Here is a 17644-nt window from a genome sequence, read left to right as displayed (position 1 = left end):
CTAGAGCGACCACATCCCCTTCTCCTGCTCTTGTGCCTCTTCCTGAACCTCATAAAATTCCTCTCTATAACGCACATCCGGCTCAAACACAACAACCTCAGCTAACCCTTCTTCTAACAACATTTCCTGAAACATCTGATCTTCTTCTACATACACGTAGAATAACAGCCGATCATATGGATCACGTTCGGACACATCTGGCTCTAGATAGACGGTCTCTCCGAGAAGTACATCCACCGCAAATTCGGTGGCTTCCTCCCCAAAAGGTTCCGGCTCGCACTCCGGAGGATCATGTTGATGACAGATTTCCGGAGCGTCCACCATAATCGGACGCACCCGTTCATCGCCCACCCCCCGAATATTTACGTCAAACGTATCCCCGTCCACGATATTCACCACCGTGCCTTGAAGCTTGTCACCGTCAGAGGGGCTTTGGCATCCCATCAGTATCATAAACATTGAAAAAAAGATCGTAAAAAACCGAAACATAAATGTCACTCCACTCCTTAGGACCTCTCCCATAAGCTAATGTTTTGCTCATCCATCTCCTCAGTATTATACTAGATAAAGTGTCTGCACCAAGAAAGAAGGAAATGGTTATGCAGTACGTGATCTATTTTGTTCTATGTGGATTGGGCGGGTTTGTGTTTTCTTTTACCGATCTATCCATTGCTTGGATGATTGGTGCTTTATTTATCGGCAGTCTGATTACATTTTTCCAGCCTACGTTCTGGAGATTGAACCATGCAGTCAATCATATTCCGAAAAGTTGGATTTGGATTGGCCAAGGAATTCTCGGTGTGCAACTTGGCTTGTACGTCAATATCACCCTTATTGAAACGCTGAGCAGCTACTGGCTGATCATTATTGCCGTCCTGATTCTTTCCATTCTTTTTGCTTTTTTAACTGGACTACTCCTTTTTTATTTTACCGAAACCGACCTGTTATCCAGTTTTATCGCTACAGCACCCGGCGGCGTTGTTGCCATGCCTGCTTACGCACAAGAGACCGGAGCCAATGTGGGTACAGTAAGCCTTACCCAGGTGCTCCGCATCGTCCTCGTTATTAGTACCGTTCCTGTTTTATTATCGTTTAATGGAGACAGTGAAGCCTCTGCTGCTGCCATCCAAAGTATCACATACGAAGCCTCCAGCTTGCCGATGGCCTTCCCTCAATTGGGGTGGACGATCACCTTGATTGCCCTTGCACTGCTCGGGATTTTTCTAGCAAAAAAACTGAAGATCCCTACCCCCTGGTTACTCGGGGCGATGATCACCGTCGGTATTTTCAACCTGATCTCCAGTCCTGCTGACCCATCAGCCGTTCTTTGGTGGCCGGATTGGGCCTTGAATATCGCGCAGTTATTTATCGGAGCAAGCATCGGGGCCTGGATGCAACGATCGTTATTTCGAGACGCAAAAGCAGTGATTATTTTTGGAGGTATCGGTTCCTTGACGTTAATTATTGCTCTCGCCGCTTGCTCCGTACTCGTTGCATCGCTAACAAAGTTGGACATGGTCACAGCGATATTGGCCTTTTCCCCAGGCGGAGTTGCAGAAATGGCCGCTACTGCAGTTGAACTCGGTGCCGATTCTACCTTCGTCGTCACCGTGCAAGTGATTCGAATTATGGCCGTACTACTCATCCTCCCCCCGTTGTTTCAAATCCTTCGCAAACATTTTATAAAGGAAGAAAAAATGAAGGCAGAGACGTGATCCATCTGCCTTCTATAATGATATAAATGTTAGGATGATCGTAGCCTAGTCGTTGGAAAGGATTATGAAACGATTACAAACCATCATTTCCGATCATAAACTCATCATTTACCACCGATTAACTATCGTTTTCAGAACCTGAAATGGTACGTCCTTCGATCAATCTATTTATCCAATGCTCTCCGTCATTGATCGTTCGAGACACGATTTCACCATTAATCACAGTGATGAATGTACCAGCTCCGGTGTAAATACCAGCCATAACAGGAACCGTTCCATCTTCTATATCGGAAAAAAACATGAGATCTCCCGGCTGAAGCTCCTCAATATGAAGTTCATCTCCATACTTACGCAAATTTTCCACATCAGATGGAAGATTAATACCGGAGGCTTCTGCAAAGATCTGCTTAATAAACATCGTTGACGTCTCGTCAAACGATTCGCCGACATATTGTTCAGCCAGCTGTATTTCCTCACTCTCTTCCACTTCCGTATCATACGTTCTGACACCTATATAGCGAGGGGGCCAATAGGTACTTGTTGTTAAATCAATAACTGAAACACCGCTGGAAGCTGTCACGACAATCATTTGATTATTGCCGATATTGATCGCCGGAATAATACTTGTACCTTGGAAAAAGAAAATGTCTCCTGGCTCAGCCTCGTCCCTTGGAACCTCTGTCCCCTCTTCCCATTGCTGTCTCCCATAACGTGGCAGGTCATACTGCCATGCTTTATCGTATACATATTGTACAAAACCACCTGTATCAAACCCCTCGCCAGGTGTAGAGCCTCCTTGATTGTACTCGGTGCCCAACAGTTGATAAGCTTCATAAACTGCATCATTATCATATTGAATGGCAAGATCTTCGAAACGCTTCGCACCAGTAAAGTGATCCCGCCAGTATTCGCTCATGTACGAAATCGTCGTCTGCCCCTCTTCCCCCGTCGCATGAACAATATAATCTTCCCCTAAATAAATCGCTGTGTGGGAAATACCTTCCTGCCATGTCCCTGAGAAATACAAGACATCTCCCGGCTGAAGTTCTTCATCGAGATCAATAACATCTATATCTGTTCCTTCTGGAAGTAAAGTCTCACCAACTTCCCACTGCCGATAACTGATACGAGGCAAATAGACATCCAACGCCTCACGAAAGACGGTTTGTACGAAAAATGAACAATCAAAGGCATCCAAGGTACTACCGGTCATTAAATACGGTGTTCCTAAATAATTCATTGCTTCCCTTACAACAGAACTATCATGATTCTCATACGTTTCCGGGTTTGACTTTTCCAAAATATCATCTGTATAACGTGCTGCCCCGATATAACGTTCTGCATAGTAGTTATGATAATCTAAATGCCTTTCCTGTACCCCGGAAGAAGTGGCAATCACAAATTGGTCATCTTCTGAATAAATTCCTGTAATTATTTCCTGTTCGTCGTTTTCAAAAAAGATAAGATCCCCGGGCTGCAATTCGTCCCTGGTGATGTCCATACCAGCTTCCAGCTGGGGTGATGAACGTTTGGAGAGCCAGCTACCTGTCACATTTTTATACACATAGTAAACGAAAGAGCCTGAGTTAAACCCTTCTTCTGGGCTGTCGCCTTTTCGATTATACGGCGTCCCGATTAAGTCTCGAGCTAGTTCGACGATTTCATTCTCCGAAGGAGGAGGTGTATCTTCCTCGTTATAACGTTTGGCACCCTGATAAACATCTGACCAATAGTCGCTTGTTATCATATTCCGCTCGGAGATCCCTTCGCTCGTCACTATTACAAAACGCCCATTGTTGATATAAATCCCTGACATCAAATGCGTCCCTTGGAAAAAGACAACATCTCCTGACTGCAGCTCATCAACATCCTCTCCCTGGATCCATTGATCGGCGGCTGATTGGGGAAGAGAAATTCCTTTTGCCTTCTCGTACACATATTGAACAAATTCGGAAGTAATCCATCCTTCATCATTTCCCCCCAATTCCTCAAGGGCTAACTCAGCAGCCGGATCATCAATATCCTCTTCTGTAAATTGAGCGGCACCGGCATAGGCGCCTGACCAATATTCACTTGTTTCCATATTTCGTTCAGAAATTCCATCACTCGTCACGACTACGAAACGTCCCTCGTTAATATAGATCCCTGACATCAAATTGGTTCCTTGAAAAAAGACAACATCTCCTGGTTGTAACTCACTACGTTCTATTTCATTACCAATCTGTCGCTGATCCAAAGCATATCTTGGTAAAGAAATTGATTTTGATTGCTCATAAACATACTGCACAAATTCAGACGTTAAAAATTCTTGATCATTACTGCCGACCATATCCAATGCAAGTTGAGCAGCCGGATCATTCCATTGCTCGGCTTTGGTGAAACCAGGGATAAATGCAAAAAATAAAAAAAATAGAAATAAATAACGCTTCATTCACATCCCCTCCTGTTAACCATAATTGAATCCAGTATAACTTGTAAATATTACCATTACAACCAAATTTTAAACATCAATACTCAACGCCACATGGGATTCTATATAAATGGTTCGATGCTTTTTCCTACCGGTGTTAATCAATAACTAATTTAATATTATTACTTTTTTTAAGAGGAATGATTTTTATTCTCTCTATGTTAGTATTTCGTTTAGATTTATTTTAATTGGGGGAATTTAATTGAAAAATTCAAAGTTATTACGTTCCTTTACCGCTTTAGGTGTAACTGTCACCATATTAGCGGCGTGTTCAAATGGCGAGGAGCAAACGGAAGCTGAAAAAACGGATGCAGATGTAAACGCAGAAAATGAAACCGGTGAGCAGGAAAATGATAGCGATTCCACCGCTGAACAACCTAAAAATGTAATTATGATGATCGGTGACGGTCTTGGTTTAGGTCAAATGGAAATCGCTCGTTTACTTGAATATGGTAAAGAAGGCAACTTACATATGGAGTCACTAGATCATGCAGCACTTATGCGCACTTATTCTGCAGATAACTGGGTGACGGATTCTGCAGCTGCAGGCACAGCCATTGCAACATCAACGAGAACGAACAATGGAATGATTGGTGTTGACCCTGATAATCAAAATGCAGAAAGCATATTAGATATATTTAGTGACGAGGGCAAGAAAGTAGGTCTCATTTCTAATAATACGATTACAGATGCAACGCCCGCTGCTTTCGCTGCCAGTGTTGAAACCCGATCAGGAGAAGAAGAAATCGCAAGACAACTATACGAGAATGAACCAGACGTTATGCTAGGTGGAGGCGCAGACAACTTCACACCAGAACGTCAAGATGGTGATGACTTACTGCAAATGTTCGAAGAAGATAAAGACTATACCGTCGTTACTGACCGTGATGAACTGCTTGAAGCTGAATCGCCTGAAAGACTATTAGGTTTATTTCATTCTTCATACATGAACTATAAAACAGATATCAATTTATATGATTCGAACGAACCAAGTTTAAATGAAATGTCTGAAGCAGCCATCGATTTATTATCTGAAAATGATGAAGGCTTCTTTTTAATGATCGAAGGTGCTCGTATTGATCACGCCGCACACGCAGCTGATTTCACAAATGTATGGAAAGAAACCATTGAGTTCGATCATACAGTAGCTGATGTGCTTGAATGGATGGAAGACCTTGATGATACACTCTTAGTCGTTTTATCCGACCACGAAACGATGGGAATGTCAGCATCTGAAGTGATGGATAAAGAAGCGTTACGTGAAGTTGAAGCTTCTCCAGAGTATATGGTTCAAGAATTCACTTTTGATGAAGAGAGCGGAACATACGAAGAAGAAACCGTGAAAGATGTTGTAGAGAAATATTCAAATGTAGAACTTACAGATGAAGAAGTTGAGAAATTCAATGAGTATATCTACGACGAAGATGGTGAGTTAAGACCATTACACCAACAAGCCTGGGAAATTGGCAGTTTCATTGCTGATCATTACGATGCAGGTGTTATGAATCGAGATATCCGGGCATATAGTGATACCGGCGGACACTCCGGAAATATGGTACCTGTGTTTGCTGAAGGAGCAGGTGCAGATCAATTTGACGGTGTCCTTGATATTACAGACATCTCACAAATCATCGCAGAAATTTCAGATTTATCCTCCGAGCCCGGAACCGCCAACTAATGGTTTCGAAAGGGGGCTGGAAAGCATTCGATATTTCTTTCCTCCTTTTCGGCGGGAGAACCTAATATTTCGGCGCAATCCTTTGTTTTTCGGCGGAATCACCCGATAATTCAGCGCACGGAACGATTATTCGGCGCTACGGTGAAGGAATTCGGCGAAAATGCTTTCTCGGTGCAAATATTTTTGAAACACCCCCTACCTAAATATAAGGAGTGAAAACATGAGGATTCCGTTAATAACACAAATATTTATTGCTTTTGTGCTCGCGATTATTTTCGGCGCAATTTTCGGGCCGGATATCGCGGTTGTGGAACCACTAGGTGATCTCTTTTTACGCCTCATTCAATTTGTAATTGCTCCCCTTGTCCTCGCGTCTCTGATCGTCGGGGTTACAAGCCTAGGTTCTGGAAAACAGATGTTAAGACTTGGCGGGAAAACAGTCGCTTTTTTCCTTGTGACCACATTCATTGCTGTATCTATTGGGTTAGCAATGGGCTACACGTTTAATCCAGGAGAACATGCAGATATTGCTGAGCCCACTCCTGAAGAAGTTGAAGAAGAAACTGCAGCACACGATGAAGATGTTGTTGACACCATTCTAAACATTGTTCCTGAAAACCCGTTTGCTGGGTTGGCGCAGACGGAAATGCTGCAAATCATCTTTTTTGCCTTAGCATTAGGGGTCGGAATATTGCTTGTCGGAGAACGTGCTGAGCCTGTTAAAAATTTCTTTGACGGTCTTGCCGAGGTCATGTTTAAGATTACCGGAGGTATTATGAAAGTGGCTCCGATCGGTGTATTTGGCATTTTAGCACCGGTTGTCGGCGAACACGGCTTATCCGTTTTATTACCGTTATTAATGGTCATTATTGCCGTAGCTGTCGGTTGCTTGATTCATATTTTACTCGTTTACGGGAGTGCCGTTAAACTATTGGGTAGAATTTCACCGTGGAAGTTTCTCAAAGGTATGTCACCGGCTTTCTTATTTGGTTTTACAAGCGCAAGCAGCGCAGCCACACTGCCGCTGTCGATGAAAAACGTCCAAGAAAACGTGGGGGTTTCCAACAAAACGAGCAGTTTTGTTTTACCGCTGGGTGCTACCATTAACATGGATGGAACCGCCCTATACAATGGGGTCGCGGTCTTATTTATCGCTCAGTTTTATGGGATCGAACTCGCGTTTTTAGAAATTGTTACCGTCATGCTTATAGCGACACTTGCGGCTATCGGTACTGCAGGAGTACCTGGAGCAGGCCTCATTATGCTCACGATTACCCTCACAGCGATCGGCTTACCTCTTGAAGGTATCGCGCTTGTGGCTGCTGTCGACCGAACTCTTGATATGTTACGAACGGCCACAAATATCCTTGGCGACAGTACATGTGCTGTTTGGATAGAACGTTCCGAGCACAAAGAAAAAGCTTTCCAACCTCATGCCACGGATGAAATTTCCTCGTGAGAGAAAAATGAGATTGGGAGATAACCAGCCCAGAATAACTTAAAAATGGTTCCAATCATCAAAAACCGATGATTGGAACCATTTGGTTTGGATGATTGACATCATCCATAGTTGGATTTGTGTTATAAAGAAAGACCCAGAGGTGAGGGGCTGCTGGGTTCGATTCTTTCCTATCACTCGTCCGGTTATGCTTTTCCGTTTTATGGCGGGCTTATTTTTCGTTTCTATCCCAACTCAGGATAAAATAAAACTTTTACAAAATTACCTTCACGATTTAGTATTTTACTAAATATCTTCGGGCCTTCTTCCAATTGTAGACGGTGAGAAATCATAGGTTTTATATTAAGTTGTCCTGTACTCATATAGTGAATGGTACTGGTCCATTCTTTGCCAGGGAATGGTGAGGAAATAGCATTCCATGATCCTAATACTGTTAATTCGTTACGCACTATTTTTTCAAAATAGAATCGTTCAATATTGATATCTGCATACGGTATGCCCATAAATACAACTTCTCCACCTTTTTTCGGCAGAGCTAGCACCTGTGCAGAAGTAACTGGTGAGCCTGCTGACTCTATGACTAGTTCAACACCAAGCCCATTTGTATATTCCTCAATGAGAGGTTGGGGATCTTTTTCCTTTGAATTGATTAATACATCCGCTCCAATTTCTTTTGCAACTTGAAGCTTGGAGTCATCAATATCAATGGCATAAACTTTCTTTGCCCCAAAAATTTTAGCCCACTGAATAGCGAGCAGCCCAATGCTTCCGCATCCCGTTATCGCCACTTCAGCGCCAGGCTGGATACTGGTTCGGTAAAAACCATGAGCAACAACAGCTGATGGTTCGACTAAAGCTGCCGTATCATAATCAACGTTGGCTGGGATAGGTAGTATATTTTCTGCTGGAAGCTTCACATATTCTGCGTAAGACCCGGGGTGACGCGCACCTATTACCGTAAGCTTTTCACAACGTGAAAGCTCACCTTTCTTACAGTTTTCGCATTTGCCACAATAAAATGTAGGGCAGACAGCAACACGATCTCCTACTTTTACATGACCTACAGTGGTACCAACTTCTACAACCTCCCCTGCAAATTCGTGACCGAAGGTCATCCCTTCCACATAGGGGCCCAGTTTATTAAACCTGGAAATATCGGAACCGCAAATACCAACAGCTTTTACTTTAATAATGACATCTTCTGATTGTTCTAGAACCGGTACAGATGATTGTTCAAAACGGATATCTTGTTTGCCGTAAAGATTCAGGGACTTCATCATCTTTATCCCCCTTGCACTATATTCATTTATCAATTGGCTGCTTCCTCCTGCGGCTGTTTTCGCTTACCAATCATTTTATACAACGCGAATCCTACGATCATCGTATTGAAAATCATTTGGTTTTCGAAATAAAAATCACTAATTGTTCTCAAGGGCCCCAACATTATATCCAGAAATGTATCAACCATTTTTAAATACCTCCGTTTCTAAGACTAAATAATAGGAACGACTCGTATCCATTATTCATCGCTCGATTTAGTCGTTAGCACATCGGATGTTTGATCCGAATGGTGGCAACAACTCCACTTTTACCGAATCGATAGGCTCTGAACTTTTACGATGTTAACTGTATCTTTCATAGCTTCTTATACTACACCACCGTTAAATCTTGTAGCCGTTTTCACAAAATCCGCACCGGCGATGTCATCTTTTGCAACATTGACGCCACGCCTCAATTGATGAAATGAGCATGTCAATTTCTTCAGTCCCGTTTTGGATTACTTCTTTAGTTTCTTCCACTTTCGTTCAAGTGAAAAGCCAATGGGTGCTCTGATTTACTTTCAGTAGGAGGTGTGTAATCAAACATGGACACTAAAGCTTGTTTGTCCACTTTTTGTCACTTCATTTCAACACTACTCCACAGGAGTTAGTAAGACTTTAATCGCTTCCCCGTTTTTAATCACCTGATAAGCTTCGTTCCATTGCGTTATATCAAATTCGTGTGTAACCAAGGACTTAGCATTAACGCTTCCCTCATTCATTAAAGCAAGGGACGGCTCCCAATCTGCAGGCTTTTGACTCCTACTGCCAACCAAATGAATTTCTTTTTGGATGACTTTTTCAAAATCGAATTGCACTTCAGGTGAAGCGAAAATTCCCACCTGACTGTATTGCCCTTTTTTACGTAAAAGATCAAGACCTTGTTTGGAAGCGGGAACAGCACCAGAGCATTCGAACAGAACGTCCGCACCGTACCCATCCGTCAACTTATTAACCATCTCCTTGATATCTTCTTCCTCAGTATTCACGGTATAGTCGATGCCTAACTCTTTTGCTTTGTCCAGGCGGATTTTATCATTGGATAAACCAGTTATTAAAACGGTAGCTCCACGACTTTTTGCAACCTGTGCAGTAAGAAGCCCGATCGGGCCCGGCCCAATGACTACTACAACGTCCCCTTCATGAATTTCCGTTTTTTCAACCGCATGATAGGTACATGCCAGAGGTTCAGTCATTGCCGCGGAGTGATCATCGACATTGCTTGGAATTTTATGGACGCTTTGTTTACGTGCGATTAAATACTTTGCAAAAGCTCCATCCTTCTTTGAACCTAAACCCTGGCGATGTTTACATAAATTATAATCACCATTCTTACAATATTTACATTCCCCACAAATATAGAACGTGGTTTCTGAGGTGACGCGGTCGCCCACTTTAACTTCCGAAACACCTTCCCCAACTTCAACAACTTCTCCAGAAAATTCATGGCCTAATGTAACGGGTACACCTACTTTGTAATGTCCTTCATAGGTATGAATATCCGAGCCGCAGATCCCAGCATATTTCACTTTAATCTTTACTTGATCTTTACCAACTTGCGGCTCTTCTTTATTTTGGATTTCTAGATTTCCATAATCAAGCCCCGTTTTGACTAATGCTTTCATTTGAACTCCTCCTGTTGTTTCTACCCATAAACCGGATTAGTTGAACAACTCAAAAAATCGATAGATGAACCAATTAATTAAGTTACCTCCTTGGTCAATGCTAGAAATTTGAGCTGAACCTTCTGGCATATCAAAATTGGCATCAACCGCCATTTGCGTATGAACAGCTGCAAGGTCTGTTGCCATATATAAAGATAAAGCGATCATCAGCGTTCCAACCATTACAGAGTGAATAATATTCCCCCTAGCAGCCCCTACGATAAATGCTACAATGAATGGGATGGTAGCCAAGTCCCCGAATGGCAATACAGCGTTCCCTGGTAAAATGACGGCCATCCCCACTGTAATTGGAACAAGAATAAGCGCAGTAGAAATAACCGCAGGATGCCCCAATAATACGGCTGCATCAAGCCCTATATAAATTTCTTTGTCACCAAATCGCTTAGACAACCATTCCCGTGCTGATTCAGATACAGGCATTAAACCTTCCATAAGAATTTTAACCATACGTGGCATTAACACCATAACTGCAGCCATAGCCATGCCAATTTCGATGATCTCCCCTGTAGAAAAACCTGCCAGAAAACCAATAGTTGCACCCAAAACCAGCCCTATGAACATCGACTCTCCAAAGACGCCGAATCGTTTTTGGATTGTATCGGGGTCAGCACTCCAATTTTTAACTCCTGGGATTTTTTGAAGTAAATGCACCAATGGAATAAATGGCGCATAGGAAACTGTGCTACCGGTAGCAACAGACACTCCTGGTAATTCATAAAATTCACTTACCATTGGAGCAGTCCAATCAGCGATTTTAAGTGTAATTACTTGAAATATTACCGCTGCTATTAGCGCTTGCATAATACTCCCTGAAATCGTATACACTATTGCAGCCGTGAATGTATAATGCCAAAAGTTCCAAATATCAACATTCATGGTCTTCGTTGTTTTTGTTACAAGCATTAATACGTTTACAATTAAACCTAGCGGGATAATAAAAGCTGCAACTACTGAGGCCCAAGAGATAGATGAGGCGGCTGGCCACCCTACATCGATCACGTTCAATTCAACCCCTAAATTTTCAACCATCCCCTGAGCTGCCGGGCCAAGATTATTAACTAGTAGGTCTACAACTAAAAAAATACCAACAAAAGCAACACCGATCGTTAAACCAGAACGAAATGCCTTACCTATTTTTTGTCTAAAGAATAAGCCTAATAGAAAGATGGCTACAGGTAAAATGACTGTAGCTCCTAGATCTAAAAAAGCTTGAATAAAATCCACAAACCCTTCCATGCTTCTCTCACCTCAAATCATAGTAAACCCCGATTCCTCTTCGGATAGAGAAACCGAGATTCTATTCATTTAAACAGCGTTTATTTTTGAAGTTCTTCTAAAATCTCTTTTTTTGTGTCTTCTTTTCCAATCCCTGTCAAGAAAGAACGAGCGTTAATGATTGGAAAAGGGTATTCTTTCTGGACTGATGCAGTAGTCACGAGTAAATCAGCCGTATTTACATAAGATTCGATTTCTGCAATTTTAATTTGAATTAAATCAACCTTAATATCATTTTCTTTTGCCATTTCTTCAATAGTACTGTTCACTACTGTTGATGTAGCAATTCCTGCTCCACATGCGACTAATACCTGTTTCTTTTTCATTATTATTCCTCTCCTTCAAAAGCAAATGCTAATTTGCTTTCCAATAAGTTTTTGATTTTTGTTTTATTATTTTCATTTATCAAGTATTTCAGGGTATCTTCATCTTGGAACATTTCCATGAGTTTTTGTAGAAGTGAAAGTTGTGAATGTTCTTCGTCCATTGCTAATAGAAATACTAGCTTAATGGGTATCGTTGCCTTAGGCTCTCCCATAATTCCAAAATCCACAGGTTCCTTTAGAACTGCCACACTGATTGTCTTTCGATTTACATATTCAACATCTGTGTGTGGAATAGCTACTGAAACACCCTTCGTTGGCAGTCCTGTCGCATATTCACTTTCCCTTTTTATAATTGCATCGATAAACCCCTCCTTCACGAGATTTTTTTCTATTAAGTTATTACCTATTTTTGTTAAAACCTCCTCTTTTGACTTTCCTTCTAGATCAAATAGAATAATAGATTCATCAAAATAGATATCACTCATCTTATCCACCTCATCTATGATTATCATTAGAATATAAATTTATGATTTGATGAACTTCTTTGATTGAATTAGCATGGATCAATTTATTTCGATCGTGCTCCACACTTGCAAGCTTCATTAATTGCATTAATGCATTGATATGTTGTTTTTTATCTACCGCAGCAATGATGATAATTAAATGAATGCCATGCTCAGATGTAAATTGGACTTTTTCTTTCAACCGCAACAGGCTCATTCCGACCTCATTTACCCCTTCTTCCGGAGGAGCATGTGGAATGGCAATGTTAGGACCAATCACAATATAGGGATCATGTTGATGATTGACCATTGCTTCAATATAACCTTTTGTAATGTTTCCACTTTCGATTAATGGTTGGGCACTTATCCGAATGGCTTCTTCCCAAGATTCAACATCATCTCTTAAAGTAATATGATTGGGTGTAATAAAATCAGATAAAATAAAATCGTTCTGCTCATTACGATGCTTAATGTTTGATTCCTCATCTCGATGAATGTAAGCTTGCAAATCTTCGATTAGAGCACTTTCATTTTTGATTGTTGTGTGATGATTTATGATATCTAAGATATGGTGAACATCAATATCAGACGGGATATACCCGTGCAACTCAAGCATAACTTGTTTCCTTAAACGTTGTTTTTCTTCTCGTCCAATGAAAGCTTTCGAAATAAACAATTTTTTATCTGTTTGCAAAAAAGTAGGTGAAAATACAATATCGTAATCCAATTTATAATCGAAGAATTCCCGTACTGACAGAGAATCTAAAAACACAAACTCCGGAAATAATTCTCTTAATTCAGTAAACATCAACCTAGATACCGATATACCCTGAGGACAAACAACAATGGCCTTTACCTTTTTTTCGAAACTTTCTCCTTGTTTTCTCATCCATCCGCCAATGAGCATAGTAATATACCTGGTTTCATGTTCAGGAATATCGCAGCCAATTAATTCTGCCAACGGGCTTAATGATCGTTTAACAAGATGATGTATCCCTATAAATTCTTTTCCTAACGAATTATGGATATCAATGAATTCTGTAAGCTGATACTTAATACGATAATAGGCCGGCTTAATGTGCTGAAGGAGTTTATTTAGTAGTTCTTCTCGGTATTGAAAATAAATACAGGCATTTTTTTCAAACCTTCGTAACATGTGATCAATTGCAGGTGCCAAGTTTGGGATAGCCTCATCCATTGAAGATTCAGACCAATAGACATTTGTTGATAACAGGTGTAGTGTGATGAAAAGGCGTTCCGTAACCGGAATCTCTTGAAGGTCATATAGAATTTCTTCTGTCGCCTGATATTCCTTTGTATCAGATAATTCCTCGTATGCAATAGAAAACGGATTTATTTTATTCTCTTGCTTTATTCTTCGTTTGATTAAAATAAGAATGTACGGCATCGTTTCTATCTTTTCATCCGTAAATTTTAAATATAATTTATTCTCAACGTTTTCTATTCGTTGATGAAATTCATCAACCTGTTCATTTTGAAGGCCGGTGATTTTTTGTATTCTATTTGTTCCATTATTTATCTGTAACACTTGATACGTTACTTTCATTAACAATTTACGAACCTGAAACTCCTGTCCCTCAATTAAATAACCCCAACGCCTCGTATATCGGATACTTAAATCAAAAGCAGATAAAAATGCTTGTGCTTGTTTCAAATCATTTAAAACTGTATTTTTACTAACATCCAATTCACTCGTAAAATGATGAAGTGAAAGTTCTTCTTCAGAACTTATTAGCATAATAAGAATTAGATAAATACGTTGTTCGACTGAGAGGATGTTATTCTCCACAAGTATTTTTTCTTGTCCACTGTCTAGTTTGGTGAATACAGATTGATCAATGATGAAGTAGCCTTTTCTTGTTCTCTCTATTACCGGAAGGTTGTTCGCCATAAGCCAATCATTAATTTGGCGGAAACTATAACCAAGCTGTCTACGCGTTAAGTTATACTTCTTTTCCAGCGTCATGCTGGTAATACTTGGGTTATTAACTAATTCATTTAATATTTGATGATTACGGTCACTGATTGACAATTATAGCCCCCCTTCAACATTCATAGTACCATTGCATACTCCAATTTTGTATACGTTTACATTCCGAATAAACGAACATTTCATGTACAAAATTGTGATCTACAACAGAAATACAATTTTTGGTATGTCCTCTAATTGCTTATCGGAAAAATCGCCATACTTGCCTTTGAGCTAACTAAATTGGCTCAATCCCTGCCATGATGATCAAGACTCTAGGAGCAGCCACATTCCACATACATAACCCGGTTTTGACGCTACATTTCAAATCCGCATGGGCTTCAATTTTATTTTCTAGACTATAACCTTTCCTTCATTAATGATACAATTGAGGCGAACTTTCATATATTTTTTAACCTAAGTTAAAGATTCAACTTATGACCATAAAGGAGTGGAAGGCATGCAAGAGCGTCAATTGGAACAAATGAAAAATGGACAAGGGTTTATCGCAGCGCTGGACCAGAGTGGCGGCAGCACCCCAAAAGCACTGGCCCTATACGGCATTTCGGAAGATGAATATGCAAACAAGGACGAAATGTTCGATTTAGTGCACGAGATGCGATCACGAATTATCACTTCTCCTGCTTTTGATTCCGATCATATCATCGGTGCCATCCTGTTTGAGCAAACAATGGACCGTGAAATCGAAGGAATGTACACAGGCGATTATTTGGCGGAAAAGAAAGGCGTTGTTCCTTTCTTGAAAGTGGATAAAGGACTGGACGAGGAAGCAAATGGCGTACAGCTGATGAAACCAATCTCTGATTTAGAGGACACCCTAAAGCGTGCGAATGAACGAAATATTTTCGGCACCAAGATGCGCTCCGTTATCAAAGAAGCCAACCCTGAAGGCATCAAAGCGGTCGTAGATCAGCAATTTGATATTGGTAAAAAGATTATATCTGCCGGCCTCGTTCCAATTATTGAGCCGGAAGTAGACATTAAAAGTCCAGAAAAAGAAAAATGCGAGGAACTGTTGAAGGCGGAAATTCGCAATCACCTCGATCAATTGGAACAAGGCGAGAATGTGATGTTAAAACTGACGATTCCAACCGTCGCCAACACATACAAAGAGTTGATTGAACATCCGAATGTCGTTCGTGTTGTCGCCCTTTCCGGCGGTTATGCCATTGACGAGGCGAATGAAAAGCTGAGTGAAAATCATGGACTCATCGCCAGTTTCTCCCGAGCGCTTACTCAGGATTTAAACGCCAAACAATCGGATGAAGAATTTAATAACACCCTTGAAAAAGCAGCAACATCCATTTACCGTGCTTCGATTACGTAAATGTCCTGCCTAAACACTGATTCCCGGGAGCAAAGGTACTCCCGGGACTCAGTGTATCTTGAGCGACGTCACCGTCGACCCCTATTTATCTACAGCTATTTCTCTAGCTTTTCCCTCGGTTGGTTCAATATAACCTTCGTTATACTTAACCAGCCCTTATGATGCCCCCCGGGCTACAAATTTCGCTGTCAGTATATTTGCTATGACTTGGACTGGTTCTCGTTCGTCCTGTATATACTTGGGCAAATTGACAGAATTCCATGCCATTTCTTCGCGAGACTTGGCACTGCTCGTTCTAGAGATTGAAAAAGCGAGCCACTTAGGCACGCTTTAAGTCCTCCGCCATCAGCATACATATAATAGAAGAGATCCTTTGCCGCACAACATGAACGGGCATATATTTTACGTTCACGTTCATCGTACTCATTCCATTGCTTTATCGTATTCTGACGACATTTCCCGTGAGTAAAGCCGCATTACGGCGGGCTCTTCATGGTTCCTACCCAAACAGCCCATTCAAAATTAATAACAGTGGCAGTGCCACACCCCAGGCGATCGTTGTCGGAATCGACCATATGAGGAGTTGTTCTTTTACGTTCTTGATACCGAGCATACGGTTAACAACCCAGAACATGCTGTCGTTAAAATAGGAAAAGACCATCGATCCTACCGTTGCAGCCAACGCTGCGAAGATCATGTTTACATCCATCGTGGCGACGATGGGGGCCGAAATCGAGGCGCCAGTGATCATTGCCACTGTGCCGCTTCCCTGGATGAGTCTTACCGCAGTGGCAATGAGGAACGGGATCATAATGGCGGGCAAGGCCGTTTGAGCAATTTGTTCGCCGATCATATCCCCTGTTCCACTTTCCTCCAATACAGAACCGAGAGCGCCACCCGCACCGGTAACGAGTAAAATAATGCCTGCATTTTTGATTCCCTCTTCCATCCGCTCAATGGCCTCGGATTGCCGAACATTATGGAAGAGTCCATAGATGGCAATAATTAAACCGATGGCCACGGCAATGACCGGATCGCCAAAGAATGTGATATATTCCACCGCTAATCCTTCTGCGCCGGTAGCTTCCATCGATGTGTTCATAAAAATTAGAATGATCGGAATGAGAATAGGTGCAATGGATATCAGTAAACCCGGAAGATTCTTCTTTTCTTGCATTTCGTAGTATTCGTTAAGACTTTCCATTGGTTTTTCCGGGCGAACATAATCTAATCCATCCTCGGTCGGCAATTGATAGATTTTCCTTCCAATCCACTTTCCATAAAAGACACCAGCGATGATGACGGGAATCCCAAGTACTAACCCCCAAAGCATCATCATTCCAACGTCAATCCCATAGATTCCGGCTACCCCTAACGGCCCAGGGGTGGGAGGCACCATATGGTGGGTGGCGGTTAACCCAATTCCAAGGGCAATACCGAGAGATACGACGGATTTGCCGGTTTTTGTTGACAGCGCTTTCACAATCGGCATTAAGATGACATAGGCAGAATCGACAAAGATGGGAATGGAGACAAAATATCCAGCTACCGCCATCGCCCACTCTTCTTTCTTTTTACCCAACCACTTGATGAGCGTATAGGCGATGCGCTCTGCTGCACCAGACACTTCAAGCACACGTCCCATCATCACACCAAGGCCGATAACAATACCTATTGTACCTAATGTGCCACCAAAGCCTTCTGAAATGGCCTCAATGACAGCGGAGGGAGCCATCCCTCCAACAATTCCGGTCACCGATGCTGCAATGAGCAATGCTACAAAGACATGAATTTTCGTTTTCAACACTAAAACAATGAGCAGGAAAACCGCGAGAATCAATGCGAATATCATCTGTGCTCCTGACGCTTCCATAAA

The 17644-nt window shown here is 41.6% G+C and carries 14 protein-coding genes; 4 read left to right on the top strand and 10 right to left on the bottom strand.

The window, feature by feature from the left end; translation table 11 throughout:
* Nucleotides 1–489, bottom strand: a complete 489-nt coding sequence (locus HNR44_RS09405; protein ID WP_184403882.1) for a thermonuclease family protein — start codon at nt 487–489, stop codon at nt 1–3.
* 110 nt (nt 490–599) lie between these two features.
* Here HNR44_RS09405 and HNR44_RS09400 point away from each other — a divergent pair, with 110 nt between their 5' ends.
* Entirely contained in the window at nt 600–1715 is a 1116-nt protein-coding gene (locus HNR44_RS09400; protein ID WP_184403881.1) for an AbrB family transcriptional regulator, read from the top strand.
* Nucleotides 1716–1833: 118 nt separating this feature from the next.
* Here HNR44_RS09400 and HNR44_RS09395 read toward each other — a convergent pair whose 3' ends face one another.
* On the bottom strand, nt 1834–4146 hold the full coding sequence (locus HNR44_RS09395) for an NlpC/P60 family protein (protein ID WP_184403880.1): 2313 nt from the start codon (nt 4144–4146) through the stop codon (nt 1834–1836).
* 241 nt (nt 4147–4387) lie between these two features.
* Here HNR44_RS09395 and HNR44_RS09390 point away from each other — a divergent pair, with 241 nt between their 5' ends.
* Entirely contained in the window at nt 4388–5863 is a 1476-nt protein-coding gene (locus HNR44_RS09390; RefSeq protein ID WP_246407225.1) for an alkaline phosphatase, read from the top strand.
* 220 nt (nt 5864–6083) lie between these two features.
* On the top strand, nt 6084–7322 hold the full coding sequence (locus tag HNR44_RS09385; protein ID WP_184403879.1) for a dicarboxylate/amino acid:cation symporter: 1239 nt from the start codon (nt 6084–6086) through the stop codon (nt 7320–7322).
* A 224-nt stretch (nt 7323–7546) separates the two neighbouring features.
* On the opposite strand, the gene HNR44_RS09380 is transcribed toward HNR44_RS09385, so the two are convergent.
* The 7 genes from HNR44_RS09380 to HNR44_RS09350 form a co-directional block, all read right to left on the bottom strand.
* Nucleotides 7547–8599 (bottom strand): galactitol-1-phosphate 5-dehydrogenase, encoded by a 1053-nt coding sequence (locus HNR44_RS09380; protein WP_184404147.1) that lies wholly within the window; start codon nt 8597–8599, stop codon nt 7547–7549.
* Between the two features lie 32 nt (nt 8600–8631).
* Nucleotides 8632–8790, bottom strand: coding sequence for a hypothetical protein (locus HNR44_RS09375; protein ID WP_184403878.1), 159 nt, complete (start codon nt 8788–8790; stop codon nt 8632–8634).
* Between the two features lie 444 nt (nt 8791–9234).
* Nucleotides 9235–10266 carry a zinc-binding dehydrogenase gene (locus HNR44_RS09370; RefSeq protein WP_184403877.1) on the bottom strand — a complete coding sequence of 344 codons (1032 nt, stop codon included), beginning with the start codon at nt 10264–10266 and terminating at the stop codon, nt 9235–9237.
* A gap of 36 nt (nt 10267–10302) precedes the next feature.
* Nucleotides 10303–11562 (bottom strand): galactitol-specific PTS transporter subunit IIC, encoded by a 1260-nt coding sequence (locus tag HNR44_RS09365; RefSeq protein ID WP_184403876.1) that lies wholly within the window; start codon nt 11560–11562, stop codon nt 10303–10305.
* 80 nt (nt 11563–11642) lie between these two features.
* Nucleotides 11643–11927, bottom strand: a complete 285-nt coding sequence (locus tag HNR44_RS09360) for a PTS sugar transporter subunit IIB (protein WP_184403875.1) — start codon at nt 11925–11927, stop codon at nt 11643–11645.
* A 2-nt stretch (nt 11928–11929) separates the two neighbouring features.
* Nucleotides 11930–12412 (bottom strand): PTS sugar transporter subunit IIA, encoded by a 483-nt coding sequence (locus HNR44_RS09355; RefSeq protein WP_184403874.1) that lies wholly within the window; start codon nt 12410–12412, stop codon nt 11930–11932.
* A gap of 10 nt (nt 12413–12422) precedes the next feature.
* Complete coding sequence (locus HNR44_RS09350; protein WP_184403873.1) at nt 12423–14483, bottom strand: BglG family transcription antiterminator; 2061 nt, start codon at nt 14481–14483, stop codon at nt 12423–12425.
* A gap of 397 nt (nt 14484–14880) precedes the next feature.
* On the opposite strand from HNR44_RS09350, the gene HNR44_RS09345 reads away from it, so the two are divergent.
* Nucleotides 14881–15768 (top strand): fructose bisphosphate aldolase, encoded by an 888-nt coding sequence (locus tag HNR44_RS09345; RefSeq protein WP_184403872.1) that lies wholly within the window; start codon nt 14881–14883, stop codon nt 15766–15768.
* Nucleotides 15769–16267: 499 nt separating this feature from the next.
* Here HNR44_RS09345 and HNR44_RS09340 read toward each other — a convergent pair whose 3' ends face one another.
* The gene (locus HNR44_RS09340; protein ID WP_184403871.1) at nt 16268–17641 is read right to left on the bottom strand and encodes a GntP family permease; all 1374 of its coding nucleotides are present in this window, start codon (nt 17639–17641) and stop codon (nt 16268–16270) included.
* Nucleotides 17642–17644 lie beyond the last annotated feature (3 nt).

The organism is Geomicrobium halophilum (genome assembly GCF_014207655.1).
GTDB lineage: Bacteria > Bacillota > Bacilli > Bacillales > Marinococcaceae > Geomicrobium > Geomicrobium halophilum.
This window is presented reverse-complemented; position numbering and strand designations above follow the sequence as displayed.

Bases quoted from the DNA above. Each gene is read 5' to 3' on its own strand.
- HNR44_RS09405 (WP_184403882.1), bottom strand. From the start codon at position 489: ATGTTTCGGTTTTTTACGATCTTTTTTTCAATGTTTATGATACTGATG.
- HNR44_RS09400 (WP_184403881.1), top strand. From the start codon at position 600: ATGCAGTACGTGATCTATTTTGTTCTATGTGGATTGGGCGGGTTTGTG.
- HNR44_RS09395 (WP_184403880.1), bottom strand. From the start codon at position 4,146: ATGAAGCGTTATTTATTTCTATTTTTTTTATTTTTTGCATTTATCCCT.
- HNR44_RS09385 (WP_184403879.1), top strand. From the start codon at position 6,084: ATGAGGATTCCGTTAATAACACAAATATTTATTGCTTTTGTGCTCGCG.
- HNR44_RS09380 (WP_184404147.1), bottom strand. From the start codon at position 8,599: ATGAAGTCCCTGAATCTTTACGGCAAACAAGATATCCGTTTTGAACAA.
- HNR44_RS09375 (WP_184403878.1), bottom strand. From the start codon at position 8,790: ATGGTTGATACATTTCTGGATATAATGTTGGGGCCCTTGAGAACAATT.
- HNR44_RS09370 (WP_184403877.1), bottom strand. From the start codon at position 10,266: ATGAAAGCATTAGTCAAAACGGGGCTTGATTATGGAAATCTAGAAATC.
- HNR44_RS09365 (WP_184403876.1), bottom strand. From the start codon at position 11,562: ATGGAAGGGTTTGTGGATTTTATTCAAGCTTTTTTAGATCTAGGAGCT.
- HNR44_RS09360 (WP_184403875.1), bottom strand. From the start codon at position 11,927: ATGAAAAAGAAACAGGTATTAGTCGCATGTGGAGCAGGAATTGCTACA.
- HNR44_RS09355 (WP_184403874.1), bottom strand. From the start codon at position 12,412: ATGAGTGATATCTATTTTGATGAATCTATTATTCTATTTGATCTAGAA.
- HNR44_RS09345 (WP_184403872.1), top strand. From the start codon at position 14,881: ATGCAAGAGCGTCAATTGGAACAAATGAAAAATGGACAAGGGTTTATC.
- HNR44_RS09340 (WP_184403871.1), bottom strand. From the start codon at position 17,641: ATGGAAGCGTCAGGAGCACAGATGATATTCGCATTGATTCTCGCGGTT.